This window comes from Streptomyces rhizosphaerihabitans, from assembly GCF_025399795.1.
In the GTDB taxonomy this organism is placed as follows: Bacteria; Actinomycetota; Actinomycetes; order Streptomycetales; family Streptomycetaceae; genus Streptomyces; species Streptomyces rhizosphaerihabitans.
On record NZ_JAODTZ010000008.1, the window covers coordinates 134938 to 151733 of the forward strand.

The following is a 16796-nucleotide window of genomic DNA, read 5'->3' on the forward strand; positions in this document are numbered from 1 at the left end:
TGCGGCGGTCTGCACACGTGAGTGGTTACCGTCCTCACCAGTGCCGTCACACCCTGTCGAACCCGGCGCCACCAGGCCGGGTTCCCGGACAGGGCGTCGGGTCTCAGGACAGCTGGGTGGCCGCTTCCATGGCGATCCGCTCGAAGACCTTCTCGTCGGCGGCGAAGTCCGAGTCGGGGATCGGCCAGTGGATCACGATGTCGGTGAAGCCCAGTTCGGCGTGCCGGCCCGCGAAGTCGACGAACGCGCCGAGGGACTCCAGGGGGCGGCTCCGGTCGGGGGTGAAGCCGGTGAGCAGGATCTTGTCGAGCTCCGCCACGTCCCTGCCGATCTCGGCACACGCGTCGGCCAGCCTGGCGACCTGCCCGCGAATGGCTTGAACCGACTGCTCGGGGGTGCCCGTCTCGAACAGTTTCGGGTCGCCGGTCGTCACCCATGCCTGCCCGTGACGGGCGGCGAGCTTCAGCCCGCGCGGGCCGGTGGCGGCCACGGCGAACGGCAGCCGGGGGCGCTGGACACAGCCCGGGATGTTGCGTGCCTCGTGCGCCGAGTAGAAATTGCCGCCGTAGGAGACGGAGTCCTCGGTGAGGAGCCGGTCGAGAAGCGGGACGAACTCACCGAAGCGGTCGGCGCGCTCACGCGGGGTCCACGGGTCCTGGCCGAGCGCGGTGGCGTCGAAACCCGTGCCGCCCGCGCCGATGCCCAGCGTGACCCGGCCGTTCGAGACGTCGTCGAGGGAGATCAGGTCCTTGGCGAGGGTCACCGGATGCCGGAAGTTCGGCGAGGTCACGAGCGTGCCGAGGCGCAGCCGGTCGGTGACGGCGGCCGCCGCGGTCAGTGTCGGCACGGCCCCGAACCACGGGCCGTCGCGGAAGGTCCGCCAGGAAAGATGGTCGTAGGTGAACCCGGTGTGGAAGCCGAGCTGCTCCGCACGCTGCCACGCGGAACGCCCGCCCTCGTGCCAGCGGACGTACGGCAGGATCACGGTGCTCAGACGCAGACTCATGCATCGAGCGTAAACGGAGCCGGGGCGTGGCCGCCTCAGGGCAGTCCCCGGACCGGTGTCCGGCGCCCGGGATCAGTGCGGACCGGGAAACCGCAGGTAGCCCGGGGGTACGGCCTCCGTCAGCCAGACGCCGTTGGCGCTGACCCGGAAGACATGGCCGTCGCGGTGCATGGCGGCGGCGTCCACGGAGAGCACGACCGGTCGGCCGCGGCGGGCGCCTACGCGGGTGGCCGTCTCCCGGTCCGCCGAGAGGTGCACGTCGTGCCGGTTCATGGGCTTCAGGCCCTCGGCGCGGATCGGGTCCAGGTTGCGGGCCACGGTCCCGTGGTAGAGGTACGCCGGCGGGGTCGCCGGGGGCAGTCCGAGGTCGACCTCGACGGAGTGGCCCTGGCTGGCCCGGATCCGGGACCCCTCGACGGCGAAGCGCCGTTTGTCGTTGTTGGCCACCACATGATTGAGCTCGTCGCGGGTGAACCGGAAGCCGTGGGCGGCCGCCGCGGAGATCAGCGTGTCGATCTCGACCCAGCCGCCTTCGCCGAGCGTGAGTCCGATCCGCTCGGGCTGATGCCGCAGATGCTTCGAGAGGTACTTCGACACCTTCACGGTGCGTTTTTCATCCATCCGTTCATCCGTCCGTCCTTCCGCCCGATCATCCGTCCGCTCATGCGACTGGGCGCACATCCGGTCACGCGTCCGGTCACGCGTCTGTCCATGCGTCCGGTCATCCGTCTGTTCTCTCATCCTCCCAGCGTGCCTGGCGAGAGACGGATCACGCATTTGATTTTGGATCGGAGGTTTGATCCACAGCCAAGTGCGGTTATCCACAGGCGAATTGACGAATCTGTGGACAACGAGGCTGTCTTTTAAGGTATTTCGTCAACAATGCTGTGGTGAGCGCTGTTTGCGGTCAGCCGGTCCAACGTGCGTGCCTGCAGCTCGCGTTCGGCGGCAGCTGTGACGAACGCCGCCGCATGCTCGGCGCCAACCAGGTTTTCCACGGCCCGGATCGTCCCGGCGGCTACCTCCACCGTACGTATGCTTTCCGGTTCCTCCGGGAAGTGCCCGGCCGCGAGGTGCCGACTCAGATGGCGGGTGGCGAAGAGCCGCATGGCACGGGCGAGTTCGGCATCCACCGTCTGCTGCGCGAGCGGTCGCAGTCGCCGGACGAGCGAGGCCGCCTCGGCCGCTTCCGCATCGCTCGGCGGGTGCTCCCCGAGATAGCGCGCGAAGACATACTCCGTGGTGAACTCCAGGAAGCGGGAGGCGATGTGCTCGACCTGTCCCCGCAACTCCCGCAGATGGCAGGAGATCGCGGACAGGGGAACGCCCGCCGTGTACAACTCGACTGCCGCAGAAAGCTCTTGAGGGCTCGGAACGAGGAAGACGTCCTCATCGCCCGGAACGGGCTCCAGCACGCCGAGCTCCACGGCGTCCGCCACCGCAGCGTCGTCGGGACGACCGCCGAACCGCTCCTCCAGCTCGGCCCGGGAGATCCGGGCGGCCTCCTCGCCGGTCCACGGCCCGTCGACCTCCGCGACCAGACCGAGTATCCCGCCGAGACCCCGGCCCGCGTCCCAGGCCTCCAGGAGCTCCTTGATCGAGGCCAGCGTGTAACCGCGGTCCAGGAGGTCGGCGATCTGCCGCAGCCGCGCCAGATGGGCGTCCGCGTACACATTGGCGCGACCGCGCCGCTCGGGGCGGGGCAGCAGTCCGCGGTCCTGATAGGCGCGGATCGTCCGGACCGTGGCGCCGCTGCGGTGTGCCAGGTCCTCGATGCGGTACGCGACCCCGCCCGACTCGTCGCTCATCTCTTCCGCCCTCCCGCCCCGGGCCCTAGGAAGCCGCCGCCCGCCCGATCGCCCCCACCGCCGACCGCGCCGCGGGCGACTGCGCCAGGTACTCGACGGCCCTGAGCAAAGAGCCCTCCTTCGACGGATGGTACGACCGCCGCAGATAGCGCGGTATGGCCGCGCCGAGTTCCTTCCAGCTGGGCAACAGCCCCTTGCGGACAGCCTTGTTGTGGGCCGCGAGCGAGTAGCGCAGACGGCCGGCGAGTTGGGGGTCGTGGCGGATCAGATAGCCGGTGCCCCACACCCACATGTAGAGCATCATCGGCGCGGTGACGGCCATGCCCGCGACACGCCGGGCGTACCGGGGCGCGCCCTCGCCGCCGCAGTGCTGGTACAGGTCGAAGGCCACCGAGCGGTGCTCGACCTCCTCCGCTCCGTGCCAGCGCAGCAGGTCGAGCATGACCTCGTCGGTGTCGGCGAGGTCCAGGCCCTCGGCCGTCAGCACCCAGTCGCCCAGCACCGCCGTGAACTGCTCGATCGCCGCGACCACCGACAGCCGGAAGCGCAGCCACTCCCGGGCCGGGACCGGTACCCCCCGGGGCGGTTCCTCGCCGAGCAGCTTCTCGAAGAGGAAGTCGACGTGCCGGGTGAAGCCGGAAGTGTCGAGCCGCTGGGCGGCGAGATGGTCGAGGACGTACGCGTGCTGCACGCTGTGCGTGGCCTCCTGGCCCATGAACCCCTTGACGTCCTTGCGGAGTTCGGGGTCGCGGACCAGCGGCAGAGCCTCCTTGAGGACCCTCACGAACCACCGCTCCCCGGCCGGGAGCAGCAGATGCAGCACATTGATGACGTGGGTGGCGGTGGGCTCTTCCGGGATCCAGTGCAGCGGGGTGTCCTCCCAGTCGAAGGACACCCGCCTGGGGACGATCGCGTGGCGGCCCTCGCTCACGGAACCGTCGGCCCGGCCCTCATCCGACGGTCTGGCCGGGCTGTCCGCGGCGTCTCCGGGTCGTTCGTTCACAGGGGTGGCTCCATTCGTGCGATCGCGCGCAGCGTCCTGGGCGCGAAACGGTGCATGAGGTGGGCTCCGCGCGCCTCTGGGGTGACCGGTACGACCGCCTCGTTGCGTACGACCGCGCGCAGGATCGCGTCGGCGACTTTCTCCGGCGGGTAGTTGCGCAGCCCGTACAGTCGCGCCGACTTCTTCTGGCGGCGCTTCTCCTCGGCCGCGTCGACCCCGGCGAAGCGCGCGGTCGAGGTGATGTTCGTGTTGACGACGCCGGGGCAGATCGCCGAGACGCCGATGTCCTGCCCGGCCAGCTCCGCGCGCAGACACTCGCTGAGCATCAGGACGGCCGCCTTGGAGGTGCTGTAGGCGGGCAGAGCCTTCGAGGGCAGGTACGCCGCCGCCGACGCGGTGTTGACGATGTGGCCGCCCTGCCCGCGCTCGGCCATCTGCTTCCCGAAGAGCCGGCACCCGTGGATCACGCCCCACAGATTGACGTCGAGGACCTTCCTCCAGTCCTCCGGGGTGGTGTCGAAGAAGGAGCCGGAGAGGCCGATACCGGCGTTGTTCACCAGCACGTCCACCACGCCGTACTCGGCGGCGACCTTGTCGGCGAGCTTCTCCATGGCCTGCTCGTCGGAGACGTCGACCGTCTCGGCCCAGGCCGCGGGTGAGCCGATCAGCCGGGACATCTCCGCCGTGCGGGCCGCCGCCTCCGCGTCCCGGTCGACGGCCACCACGCGTGCGCCGGCCTCGGCGAACGCGAACGCGGTGGCCCGCCCGATGCCGCTGCCGGCGCCGGTGACCAGCACCAGCTGCCCGCCGAACCGGTCGGCGTACCTGCCGGTGGCGACGGGTTCGGGTGCGGGCGTCCCGGCCTTGCGGCCCTCGTTGGCCGTGGCGAACTCGGATATCCAGGCGGCCAGTTGGTCGGGACGGGTCCGCGGGACCCAGTGCTTGGCGGGCAGTGTGCGGCGCACCAGCCGCGGGGCCCACGTCTCCAGTTCGTCGTAGAGCCGCTCGGAGAGAAAGGCGTCTCCCAGGGGCGTGACGAGCTGCACGGGCGCGTGCGCGTACGCGTCCTCGCGGGGGCGGCCGAGCCGGGACCGTACGTTGTCGCGGTACAGCCACGTGCCGTGCGCCGCGTCCGAGGGCAGCGACGGGGTCGGATAGTCGCCCGCGGGCACCTTCTCGACCCGCTGAAGGATCTTCGGCCACCGTTTGCCCAGGGGGCCGCGCCAGGCCAGCTCGGGCAGCACCGGCGTGTGCAGCAGGTACACGTACCAGGACTTGGCGCCCTGGCCGAGGAGCTGGCCGATCCTGCGCGGGGTGGGCCGCTTCATCCGCCGCTTGATCCAGTGGCCGAAGTGGTCGAGGGACGGACCGGACATCGACGTGAAGGACGCGATCCGGCCCTCGGTGCGCGCGACCGTGACGAACTCCCACGACTGCACCGAACCCCAGTCGTGGCCCACCAGATGCACCGGCTCGTCGGGACTCACCGCGTCGACGACCGCCAGGAAGTCGTCGGTCAGCTTCTCCAGCGTGAACCCGCCGCGCAGGGGCCGCGGCGCCGACGAACGGCCGTGTCCCCGTACGTCGTACAGCACGACATGGAAGCGGTCGGCGAGCCGGACGGCGACCTCGGACCACACCTCCTTGGAGTCCGGATAGCCGTGCACGAGCACCACGGTCGGCTGCCTGTCGTCGCCCAGCTCGGCGACGCACAGCTCGATTCCGCCCGTCCGCACCCAGCGCTCGCGCGCGCCCACGAGACTCATTTGTCCTCCGCCCAGCGCCGCACGTGCGGCAGATCGTCGTCGAGCCAGAACGCGCTCTGCTCGGGATCCCTGGAGTCCGTGACGACCAGGATCTCCTCGAACTTCGCGCCCGTACCCCGGAAACCGAGGTGCGGTTCGACCGCCCACAGCCCCGGCCGGGGCGGATGGTCGGAGAAGGTGTACGGCGACCACAGGGGGGACCAGCCTTCCCGGTGCCCGCGCAGCGCGTCGCTCGCCAGCCCCTTCAGGGACTGGGTGCCGAACCCGAACAGGCGCGGCGACCAGGACCGCTCCTTCACCCGGTCCACCTTGTGCGCGATCACGCCGAACGGATACGCGCGGTGCCGGTTGGCGCAGCCCTGGCGGGTCATGAGCCGGTCGACGTCCTCGTAGATCTCCCGCAGGGACCGCCGCTCGCGCACCTCGCGCAGGATCAGCTCGCGGTGCGCCTCCAGATCGGCGAGCAGCCTGTCCTGCACGGGGTTCGGCCCGAGCGAGCCCGAATAGCCGATGTCCGCCGTGAAGCCCTTGTGTACCGGGGCCATGTCGAGGATGAAGGGCATCCCCGGCTCCAGCCGGCGGTCGGTGGGGAAGAACTGCAGCGGGATCCGGAAGCCGGCGAAGGCCGTGCGGTCACCGAACCAGGCGAACGGCAGATGGAACCAGTCCCGCACCCCGCGCTCACGCAGCCACACCCGCTGCATACGCGCAGCCTCGCGCTCGGTGACGCCGGGCTTCAGCTGCGCCGCGACCGCCTCCGCGCACGTGTACGCGAGGCGCTGGACCTCTCTGAACCCCCGTAGTTCCGCCGCGAGTTCGCCCGCCACTGCCGTCGCCATGCCACCGTCCCACCCTGTCCGCACCGACTGCGGTACGTGCCCGTAACGTGACACTGGCGAATGTGACAGTTGTTAGAGGCTGCGTCAATAGGGCTGCGGGCGGCCTGTGGACAACCAGCCCGGTTGTGGATGGCCGACTCCCGGGGCCCGTACCTGAGGGTGATCCTTGCGGGTCCGTGCGGTTCGAGGCTGACGCGGGTCGACCACGGAACGCCCTGGCCGGTGCAGGACCTTCACCGCACCAGGTATCAGGCTTCCACCTGCTCCAGCCTCGTCTGCGGCCTCCAGCGATCGCCTGGCCTCACTTCCGGCGAGGCTTGCAAGGTTGCTCCGTACCCTGCCGTAACGCCGAAGAGCCCAGGTCGCTTGGGTGACCTAGGCTCTTCGTTGTGGAACCTACTTGAGCAGCGTTTCGCTATCTGGCCTGGTCAGAGGCTTCATTCTGAGCGTAGATGGTTGATGGCGCGTTGTCGGGGGCGGTCTGCTGTCATGTCCGAGTGCATCGCCCTCGGAGACCAGGTACACCCATCGATCACGCCACAAGCCGCAGCCGACCGGATCAGGCGGCAGTCATTGGACGGCTCCTCCGTCGATGACGACGACCATCGATCCCGACCCCTCGGCCAGATAATCGTGTTCCGGAAAGTAGTCCACGTGAAGATGGTCCCCCTGGTCCGCCTCCGAAGCGAAGCCTTCGATGTTGTCGGCGAGGAGAGCCAAAGCCTCCGGTCCACCTTGAATATCGAGAGTTTCATTGTCTCCGGACGACGAGATCAGGATCTTCCCGCTGACCAGGTGAAATCTCATCCACGACAACGACCTGCTGTACGGGAACGGATTCGAGACCATCTCCAGGGAGATCTCTCCGTGCCCGCTTCGCAACTCCCGTCCCAGGGAGAGCAGTTCGGAGCGGGTTCCGGAGAGCTCCAATTCTCCGGTCGGGTCACCGCGCAAGACCTTCATCGTCATGCCTCCGATCGTCACCTACGGCCAGTAGTCCCCGGACCGGATCGTGGACGGATCGATGGCAGTGTGCGGATCCTTGAGCGGGCCGCTCTCAACCGGCTTTCCGTTGATCTGGGTCTCCAGGTTCAGATGTTGCCTCTCTGTACGTGAGGGCTTCCGGGATCAAGTCCTGGGACCGCGAGCTCTACCTCCGCCTCACCGGGCGCCAATTGGAACCCACGCCGGCCTTCGCCCGCCGCCCAGCCGAACTGGGCAAGGAGGTCTGGGTCCGCTTCGTCCTGGTCCCGGGCCTGACCGACGCCACCGAGAACGTCGCGGGCGCCGCCTCGCTGGGCAACGTCAGCCGCGTCGACGTCCTGCCGTTCCACAGGCTCGGCGCCGCCAAGTGGGAGCAGCTCGGCATGGAGAGTTCCCCCTCGCCGAGACCCCGTCGCCGACGGCCGAGCAGGTCTCCTGGGCCCGTGGCATCTTCACCGACTGCGGCCTGAACGCCGTCTGACGCCCGCTGCCCCGTACGCCGCGGCAGGCACTCGGCAACCCCAGCAGAGGCACGGTCCCTGGCGCCCGGCTCATACGGCGCGGCGTTGATGCGGTCGGCCTGGGCCGGGGCGGCGTGATGCTTCCACAGCTTGAGCCAGGCGTGCGGGTGGCCAGCCCATTCGGGGGTCAGGGCCAGGGGGTGCCGTCGGCCAGGACGGGCAGCACGGTGCACGCGGTGAAGTCGGTGCCGATCATCTGCTCGGGCCGCACACCTGCCGCGTCCAGCGCCTCCGGCACGGCGACCCGCAGGACCTCCTGCCAGTGCCGGGGATGCTGCAGCGCCCAGTCGGGCGGCAGGCTCTCGCCGGTCGTGGGCAGGGCGCGGTCGATGGCGCCGTGGGGGTAGTCGTGGACGGCCGAGCCGAGTTCGGTCCCGTCCTCGACGGCGACGACGACCGACCGCCCGGCGAGCGTCCCGAAGTCGACGCCCACCGTGACGGAGGGCTGTGTGCGGGTGTTCACGGGGGGCCTCACCACGGTTAGGGGTCCGCGTGCCGATCGCCCGGCCGGGGCCGGGCGATCACGATCCTCACTCATCACCGAGGACCCCACCACCCTGCCGCCACGGCAATGCGGGGTGCCTGGAAGCTTCCGGCACCCCGCTGGCCATTCACCTTCGCCTGTGTGAACAGCCCTCGGAAGTGTCCGGTCACGTTGCCGTCGACCACTGCCGTCACGGCGCGCAGAAGCCCCGCCAGAAACGATCCAGCGGGGCTTCATACGTCCTACCTGGCGAGCCAGGCCAGCGTGTCCTCGTTCTCAGCCGCTGTTCGGTACGGCTTCCCCACGTTCAGTCGGGCAACCTCCCGGAGGGACTGCACACGATGAGGGTTGGGGAGGACGGCAGTCCCGATGCTGTCCTGCCACACCGTGCCTTGCACGAAGACCGATCCGTCGAGAGCGGACATGACGAACGCGGGACGGCCGCGTCGGCTCCCTGTGACACCGGCCGCACAGCCCGCGCCCATGATGTCCCAGTCATCCAGCAGTTCGACAAGCCCCCAGACTCCTTCAACATCCGTATCGTCCACCGCATCGGGGTGCGGCAGACCGACGTAGATCAGGAACTGACGGTCGACAGAGAACAATCCGAATTCAGTTGCCAATTCGAACCATCCGGCGTTTGCCTTCGGGACCAGGGCGGGGTCGTCAAGCGCGGCAGTCCGATCCCGGCGGCCTTCGTCGGGGCTGCAGGAGGTGACCATCCCCGCGATGTAGGGAGGGATTCCCGTTCCGCGCCTGAATCCCAGAAATCGCAAACCGCAGTCCTTCATCGCCTGCGCCAGGATCTCGGCATTCATGACCTTCCCCCTCACTTCTCAGGGACACCCAGAGATGTCCATGAGCTTGCCGTAGAAGTGCCCCGCACCCTTCACGTTCCCCTTCGGGCCCACGCATTTATATCCGGCCTTGCGTACCGCATGTTTGGACCGCATCGACCACCCCGTCCATGCCTCGGAATGAACGCAGGTCTCGCCCGGGTTCTCGGGTGAGACCTGCGTTCATCCGGTATACCAGAAGCGGAGTTGCCTAAATCGCAGCCGACACGGTCAGGATGCTGGCTGCAGCGACGAGGAAGAAAGGCCCGCTGAGCTCGACGAGGTACAGATCAGGAAGCCCCGAGTGCCTTTTCAGCAACTCCTCCGCACCAGCCGGCCAGGGTGCGTCGCCAGCAGGAAGCTCAGCCACGGACAGGGAGTCGGCAAAGGCCCCGTCCAGGTCCGTTGGCTTCTGCAGGGAGTAGGCGTGCACTCCTTCGAGATGAAGAACTATTGAGGGACGTTCTGCCTCTCCGAGGAGTCGCACTTCCAACATGTCCCTGTCTCCGGAGGCAAAGAAAGAAACGCCATCGACGAAGTGTCCTTCGTATGCCGACAGGTAGTCATTGAGGCGAGCACACTCCGCCCGCATCTCGTCGTTCAGCACGTGACAGCTTCTCCGTGGTCGTGGGACAGCGTCTTTTTTCCGCCCTCATCCCAGCGCTGGACCCCATTCTTCTTGTTGGGGCCGTTATCGATGACGGTGGTGCGAGTGACTCGACCGTCGCTGTCTCGGATAGTGATCTTGCTGCCATCGCCGCTCTGATAGGTCATGTATCCGCCCTTTCCGCCCTTGCCGTCGGACCAGCTCTTCAGAGTAAATCCATTTCTCTCCAGGTAGTCGTGAGCGTCGTCCAATCCCATTCCCTGGAGATTTTTGATACGGGTGACGTCCGGAGAGCCACCATCATTGTGGACCAGGACCGGAGTGTCACCCGCCAGCACGTAGTACGTGTGGATGTCCTGGACCGTCAGATTGTGCGTGCGCTGGCGCTTGGTGTAGTGGTACGCGGCCTCGACGGGAACGGTGTCGCCGCCGGGGGTCCGCAGTGTCATGCCTGGCCGGAGGTCAACAGCGTTGATCCAGCGGCCCTCGGACGGGGACCAGAAGCGGTGGTGGTCGGTCGCGACGATGGAGCCGGGACCGTCGGCGGTCCGTATCGTCACATCGGTGAACTGCTTGTCGTCCTCCGTGACGATGGTGGCGACGACCTTGCGCGTGCTGGTCTTGCCGGTGAGCGGGTCTGTGCTGACGACGCGGTCGCCGGTCCTGACATCCTCGATCTTCTTGTGCTTCCCGTCGGCGAGCAGCACCTCGGTGCCGGGCGGGAAGCTGTTGAACGCCGTGCACATGCCCTTGAGCAGGCGGCCCGCCATTCTCATCTTGGCCGCGATGGTGGCGTCGATCGTCATGTCGGCGCAGGCGTCCAAGTCGCCGTGCGAGCAGGCTTCAAGGCCGCCCAGGCCTGTAACCGCCTTCTCGACCTCCCAGACCTTCTTGGCCACCGGCGCGAGATAGTGCGCGAGGCGGTACATGGTGCACACGTAGGGGCTGCGGTAACACCAAGCGTCCGGGTTGGTCATCGCGCTGTCACAGCCGACGCTGCCGCAACGGTACTCTTCGGTGGCCTGCACGCCGGCCGCAAGCCACTTCTTGTACTGCTTGGGCGTCTTGCCATAGGAGCCGACCTGCTTGGCGTGCCGCGACATCTGCTTCGCGGCGTCGTTGCAGCTCTTGTCGTGAGTGGGGCAGTTGTTGGAGTCGCCGTTGATGACACCGTCGGTGTCGCCCGCGACACCGGCGCAGATGCCGTCCTTGCCTCCGCCCGGGGCGCCGTGGATGCAGCGCCTGCCGTCGGGGTCGCTGTAGGTGACGGGACTGTTGTTGGCGTAGGTGTAGCCGTTCATCTGCTGCGGGTCGTCCGCCGTGAAGAGCGGGTCGACCGACAGGAAGCGGCCCGTGGCGGTGTCGTATTCGCGGGCGCCGAGGTGGGTGAGGCCGGTGGCGGTGTCGGTGGTGCCGCCGACGAAGCCCTTGGTGCCGGTCCAGGTGGTCGGTTTGGTGCCGCGCAGATCGCCGAACGGCAGGGTACGGCGCTGGGTCTCCGCCTGGGTGGTGGCGTTGACGGACAGCTGGGCGGTGCCGTGGTGGTCGGCCAGGGTGAAGGAGATGGTTCCGTCGTTGGCCTGGACGGCCTGGTGGCCGCCGCCGACGTCGATGTAGCGGGTGCCCTTGGTGGTGGTGGCGTTCTTCGCCAGGGTGATTTCGGTGGCGCCGAGGTAGAGCGTGGTCTCGGTCGGGGTGCGGCCGATCAGGCGGCTGCCGTCGGCGTCGTAGAGGTATTCGGTGACCTTGTCGCTGCCGCCCGCCACCGGCTCGGTGACCTTGGCGAGATGGCCTTCGGCGTCCCAGTCCAGGGTCTGGGAGGAGCCGTTGCCGAGCACGCGGGTGTGGGTGTTGCCCGCGTTGTCATAGGTGAAGGTGTCGGCGGACTTCACCGTGGCGGTGGTGGTGTCCACCGAGCCCAGGGCGTGCGGCCGGACCGCCCCCGGGTCGGGGTAGTGGTAGTCCCGCTGGGTGTCCGAGGCGCCGGCCGTGGTGCTGTGCTGGTTCTCGGTGAGCCGGTTGCCGACCTTGTCGTAGGTGTAGGAGGTCCAGTACGGGGCGGGGCCGCCCAGCACATCGGTGCTGGGTGTGGCGGCACAGCCGGCGGACGACTGGGCCCAGGCCTCGGTCGTCCGGCCGAGGTAGTCGTAGCCGAAGCACTGGTCGTCGGTGCCGGAACGGGAGGTGTCGGAGACGGACAGGACGTTGCCCGCCTCGTCATAGGAGTAGGTGTTGTACTGGTCGACACCCGCGACGTCCTGGCGGTCCACCCGTGAGGTGGCCAGCCGTTGGGTGCCCCACTCGTAGGTGTTGGTCTCCAGCACCGCCTTGCCGCCGTTCGCGGCCATCTGGTACTGCTGCGGCTTGCCCGTGAGGCTGTAGGCGGTGGTCGCGTTCAGGTTCAGCGGGCCGCTGACCTTGACGGGCCGCTGGGTGCCGTCCTCGTAGGTGTAGGTGACGGTGTCGGCGGCCAGGTCACCGGCCTTGGGGTAGCCGACGCCCTGCACCGTGCCCGACGCGTTGTAGGTGGTCGTCGACAGGTAGGTGCCCTGCAGCGCGCCCTCGGTCGTCGGGATCGTCACCGAGGTGCGCAGCGGCCGGTACAGGCGGTCGTAGGCGACGACGCTCGACTTGTACTCCTGGCCGCCGCTGTAGCGCGAGCTGGACGCGAGCTGGCCCTTGGCACCGCTGACGGTGTCGTAGACCCACTTGGCACGCAGGGTGCCGGTCGGCGAGTTCTCCCGCAGCTCGGTCTGGCGGCCGAGGCCGTCGTAGACGTGGGCGAGGACGGTGTTGCGGGCGTCCTTGGTGCTGATGATCTGGGAACGGTCGTCGTAGTCGAGGTGGGCGGCGCCCTTGTCGGGGTCGGTGGTGTCGGTGACCCTGCCCATCAGGTCGTAGGTCCAGGTCCACTTGTTGCCGACCGGATCGGTCACCTTGGTCAGTTCACCGCGGGGGCTGTAGCCGTAGGTAGTGGTGTCGTAGGCGGCCTCGGGAGCACGGGCGTGCAGCAGGCGCACCTCGGTGGTGTGGCCGCGTGCGTCGGTGACTGTGGTGCGCGCCGTGCCGCCCACCGGCGGGATGACCGTGGTGCGGTCGCCGCCGTAGATGGCCTGGGTGGTGTTGAGGACGGCTCCGCCGTCGCCGTTGCCGGCGATCTGCCGCATCTCAGTCTGCCGGCCCAGGCCGTCGTAGGTGTAGCGGTTCTGGGTCTCCACGCTCAGCGCGTCCACGGGCTTCAGCAGCGTGGTCGACGGAGCGGCGGTGATGTAGTACGGGGCGAACTCCTTGATCGTCAGGCCGCGTTCGTCGTAGAAGGTGTCCGCCAGCAGCGTCCCGCCGTTCGGGCCGGGATCCTGCGTTTGCCGGGCTCGCAGGAAGCCGTCGTAGAAGGCGTACGCGGTGTCCTGCGCGCCGTTGTTGCCGATGGTCTTGGTGGAGACCACGACCGGCTTGCCGTCGGCGATGGTGTAGCCGAACTCGTAGCTGGGGGTCTGACTCGTGGTGCGGTCCGCCTGCCAGACCTTGGTGGTGCGGCCCAGTGCGTCGTACGCGTAGGTGGTGACCTTGCTGTTGGTGTCGGTCTCGGTGAGCGGCAGCCCCCGCAGTGCCTCGTAAGCGGTGGTCGACGTCTGGGTGGTCGTGCTGTCCCCTGCCATGGCGGGCGGGGTGGTGACGGTGGTCGACGTCGGGAACCCGGTGGTGGGGGCGTACGCCGTGGTGGTGGTCCGTCCGTCGGTGCGGGCGGTCCGGGTGAGCGTGCCCGCGGAGGTGACGGTGACGTCGGCGGTCAGGTCGGTGGTGGTCAGCGGCCGGCCGTAGCCGTCGTAGGTGAGGGTGGACTCCAGGTAGGCCGCGGTCGTGCCGCTGTACGCCTTGAGCTTCGCGATCCGGGTGGCGTCGCCCTTCGTCGCCGCGGCGCCATAGGCCCCGCCGTCATAGGCGGTGCGGACGTCGGAGAGGACGTCCGCCGGGCGGCTGGTGGTGGCGTCACATGCCTTGGCGACCGTCTCGACCCGTGCCGGGGCTTCCAGTGGGACGCTGCCGGAGGCGTAGGTGGTGCGGACGCACTGGTCGTCGGCCGCGGTGGTCGTGTCGCCCAGGTTGTTGGTCTGGGTGATCAGTCCGGTGGCGGCGTCGATGGTGTTGGACAGCGTAGTGGTCTGCCACTTGCTGCCCTCGCCGTCGTCCAGCGAGGTCCACGACTTGCTGGAGTCGGTGCCGGTGAGGTTGGCGGTGACGGTGCCCCAGTCTCGGACCTTCTGCGCCGTCTGGTGGTACCAGGGCCGACTCACGGACTTGGCCAGCACCTTGCCACCGGGAGCGGAATAGGTAACGGTCTTGTACGTGAATCCGGCCTGTGACTCGTGGTCGGTGATCGGGTCGCCCTCACCGGAGTCCAGGGTGACAGGGACGCTCTTCTTGCCGCCGGAAGTGCTCTGCCGGTCGCCGTCCATGCCGCGCAGGAAGTACGTGTCGGCCTGCGACTTCATGGCCGAGGCGCCACCCTGGCCGCCGGTGCGCACCCGCACGTGGCCGTAACCGCGCCACTGGGACCAGGTCTTGGACTTCTCCTTGGTCATCCCGTCGTCATCGTCGTAGTGCCAGGCGGCACCGTCCAGGTAGTCGTACATGGTGACTTGGTCGGGCGAGCCGCCGGTGCGGTCGGTCGAGGTGACCGTGTCGACGACGTACTTGTTGAACCACTGCAGCTCAGGGTCGTCGGTCGAGCTGCCGCCGATGTACTGCGGGAAACAGCGCGTGGTGTTGCTCTGCGGGGTGGGCAGCGCGGCGGCGTCACACGCCGGCGCCGAGTATCCGACGTCGGTCTGGCCGCCTGACTCATCGGCGACGGATGACAGCCGGGACTTGATGAAGGGGGCGTAGCCGTCGCCGGTCTTGTCGAGCCGGTTGGCGAGCTGGGTGTAGGCGAGGGTGACCTTCGGTAGTTCGATGGAGGTGGTGGTGTCGTAGCCGGTGTGCTGGATGGAGTCCAGCAGCAGCTGGTAGTCGGTGTCGGCCATGCCCCAGCGGTGGGTGAGCTTCCAGCTGTCGACGTTGCTGTAGGAACCGGACACCAGGACCTGGGCGGTGACGCCGGTCAGCCGCTTGCGGGTGAAGAACACCGGGGACAGCCGTCCCTTGTCGCAGTCGGTGCCCGCGTCGCAGTTCAGGTCCCAGGGGGTGTCGTACCAGTACTGGGAGCCGGTGGTGATGGACGAGCAGGTGGTGGTGGAGTCGGGGATGCACCGCTCGCTGCTGGTGAAGTTGACCTTGGCGAGGGCCTTCGCCGAGTACATGGCCGTCGACTTCAGGCCGTACTCGATGTGGTCCACCGTCCCGCCGCGGACGTAGGGGGTGTCGTCGGCGGCGGTGAGGTTGCGGCCGTAGGAGTTGGTCTCCTTGTTGTAGTAGTACGCGATCGCGTTGCCGTGCGGGTCGACGACGTAGTCCAGGTTCCAGCGCCAGCCCTGCTGGCACCAGGACGCCGCGAAGGTCGAGGCGTTGCAGGGCTCACCGGAGTTGTTGCCGAAGACCGGCACGGTCCAGGTGGAGTCGGTGGTCACGTTGCCGCTCGCCCAGCCCGGCAGCCGGTTGTATCCGAAGAAGTACTGCGTGCCGTCCGGGATGGTCACCCGCCAGTACTCGTCGTTGCGGGCACCGTTGGAGCGGACATCGGACGAGGAGCCGTAGATCCGGTCGATCTTCGTGCCGTCGTCGTTCTGCAGTTTGAAGGAGTTGGTGCCGTTGGGGACCAGTTCTCCGCCGGAACCGTTCAGCGACAGCGTGGCGTTGTCGTACTTCCAGCACAGGTCGCCGGGCTTGTTGCCATCGGCATTGGTGGCCCCGTCGTCCGCGCACCCCTTGTAGCCACGTTCGATGAAGCCGGGCGACAGGTCGAAGCCGTCACCGACCCAGGACGCCTGGTTGTTGGTGTTCCCGGAGCGGCCGTCGATGCCTCCGGAGGAGTACGACAGTCCGACCTCCGGGGCCAGCCCGCCGGGCACCTGCGGCACCGGCATGTCGTACGACCACGCGAACGAGCCGCTGCTCTGGTCCGTGCTCCAGGTCGACGAGGCGGCCAGGGACGTGGCCTTGTAGTCGCCATTGCCGCCGCTGGCCGAAGTGGTGGCCGCCAGTACGGTCGCAGAGCTCGCGCTGAGCGCTACCGACGAAGCGGTCAGCGTCTGCTTCTCGGTGTCGTTGACGGTCTTCACCGGCTGGGTCGTACGGCACTGCTTCTTCTCCGGCGTCGTCAGCGCACACGCCGGCAGCCGGACCAGGGTCAGCCGGGACGCGTAGCCGCCGCCGTACAGGCTCGCGAACGAGGAGTAGTCCAGCCCGGCGCGTATCTTGCCGCCGTGCGGTGCTACGCCCTGACGGGGAGTCAGGGTGAAGAGCGGCCCGTCGACGCCCGCCTTCCGTGCCGCTCCGCGGGACAGCATGCCGACGGTGTAGGTGCCGGTGGCCGCGTCCGCGGAACGCTTGACCCGCGTGTCCACGGTGAGCGGCAGCCCCTTGATCCGGGTCGCCCCCTGCCGCAGCGTCACCGCCGCCGCACCCGCCTTCGGCCAAGTGGTGGCCGGCGCCTTCGCGGGCGTGCGGGGCCCCTTCGTCACCTTCCGAGGGCGCATCTTGCCCGCCGGGACAACGGCGACCGGTGACTCCGCCCGCGGCAGCGCGGGCTTGTGCCAGCCCTCGGCGACGGCGGGTACTCCCGACGCCTGTAACAGCGTCGCGGTCAGCACGGCGGCCGTGACCAAGGCCACCCGGTGCCATGGTCTGCCTGTTCTCAGGCGTGCTCTGGTTTTCATTCTGGTCTGTCTTCCTTCTGTTGAGTGCTCCGCGGGCAGCGAGGGACCGCTCACGGCGGAGTGCGGTGGTCGGACCGGATCGGGCCGGCCGCGTAAGGCGGCCGGCCCGATCCCAGGTCGCTGCGTC

The 16796-nt window shown here is 68.5% G+C and carries 11 protein-coding genes and 1 pseudogene; 1 reads left to right on the plus strand and 11 read right to left on the minus strand.

Going from position 1 to position 16796, the window contains the following annotated elements:
• Positions 1 to 103: 103 nt before the first annotated feature.
• The 7 genes from N4G66_RS10715 to N4G66_RS10745 all read right to left on the minus strand — a co-directional run bounded on the left by N4G66_RS10715 (position 104) and on the right by N4G66_RS10745 (position 7391).
• Positions 104 to 1006, minus strand: coding sequence for an LLM class flavin-dependent oxidoreductase (locus N4G66_RS10715; RefSeq protein WP_261703782.1), 903 nt, complete (start codon positions 1004 to 1006; stop codon positions 104 to 106).
• A 72-nt stretch (positions 1007 to 1078) separates the two neighbouring features.
• Complete coding sequence (locus tag N4G66_RS10720; RefSeq protein WP_261703783.1) at positions 1079 to 1627, minus strand: RNA 2'-phosphotransferase; 549 nt, start codon at positions 1625 to 1627, stop codon at positions 1079 to 1081.
• Positions 1628 to 1869: 242 nt separating this feature from the next.
• Positions 1870 to 2814 (minus strand): MerR family transcriptional regulator, encoded by a 945-nt coding sequence (locus N4G66_RS10725; RefSeq protein ID WP_261703784.1) that lies wholly within the window; start codon positions 2812 to 2814, stop codon positions 1870 to 1872.
• A 25-nt stretch (positions 2815 to 2839) separates the two neighbouring features.
• Positions 2840 to 3745: a metal-dependent hydrolase gene (locus tag N4G66_RS10730; protein ID WP_261703875.1), complete on the minus strand. Its 906-nt coding sequence runs from the start codon at positions 3743 to 3745 to the stop codon at positions 2840 to 2842.
• A 68-nt stretch (positions 3746 to 3813) separates the two neighbouring features.
• The gene (locus N4G66_RS10735) at positions 3814 to 5583 is read right to left on the minus strand and encodes an SDR family oxidoreductase (RefSeq protein ID WP_261703785.1); all 1770 of its coding nucleotides are present in this window, start codon (positions 5581 to 5583) and stop codon (positions 3814 to 3816) included.
• A complete protein-coding gene (locus N4G66_RS10740; RefSeq protein WP_261703786.1) occupies positions 5580 to 6422 on the minus strand; it encodes a M24 family metallopeptidase in 843 nt (280 codons plus the stop codon). Before N4G66_RS10740 ends, N4G66_RS10735 begins: the two co-directional genes overlap by 4 nt.
• 570 nt (positions 6423 to 6992) lie before the next feature.
• On the minus strand, positions 6993 to 7391 hold the full coding sequence (locus N4G66_RS10745; RefSeq protein WP_261703787.1) for an Imm32 family immunity protein: 399 nt from the start codon (positions 7389 to 7391) through the stop codon (positions 6993 to 6995).
• A 143-nt stretch (positions 7392 to 7534) separates the two neighbouring features.
• Between N4G66_RS10745 and N4G66_RS10750 the strand changes: the two genes are divergently transcribed.
• Positions 7535 to 7876, plus strand: a complete 342-nt coding sequence (locus N4G66_RS10750) for a hypothetical protein (protein WP_315903632.1) — start codon at positions 7535 to 7537, stop codon at positions 7874 to 7876.
• 74 nt (positions 7877 to 7950) lie between these two features.
• Here the strand turns inward: N4G66_RS10750 and N4G66_RS10755 are convergent.
• The 4 genes and pseudogenes from N4G66_RS10755 to N4G66_RS10770 form a co-directional block, all read right to left on the minus strand.
• A pseudogene (locus N4G66_RS10755) lies at positions 7951 to 8465 on the minus strand (hypothetical protein); the annotation flags it as partial.
• Between the two features lie 188 nt (positions 8466 to 8653).
• On the minus strand, positions 8654 to 9229 hold the full coding sequence (locus N4G66_RS10760; protein WP_261703788.1) for a hypothetical protein: 576 nt from the start codon (positions 9227 to 9229) through the stop codon (positions 8654 to 8656).
• A 229-nt stretch (positions 9230 to 9458) separates the two neighbouring features.
• Entirely contained in the window at positions 9459 to 9854 is a 396-nt protein-coding gene (locus tag N4G66_RS10765) for a hypothetical protein (protein ID WP_261703789.1), read from the minus strand.
• Positions 9848 to 16669, minus strand: a complete 6822-nt coding sequence (locus N4G66_RS10770) for a polymorphic toxin-type HINT domain-containing protein (RefSeq protein WP_449343312.1) — start codon at positions 16667 to 16669, stop codon at positions 9848 to 9850. The genes N4G66_RS10765 and N4G66_RS10770 overlap by 7 nt, the downstream gene beginning before the upstream one ends.
• Positions 16670 to 16796 lie beyond the last annotated feature (127 nt).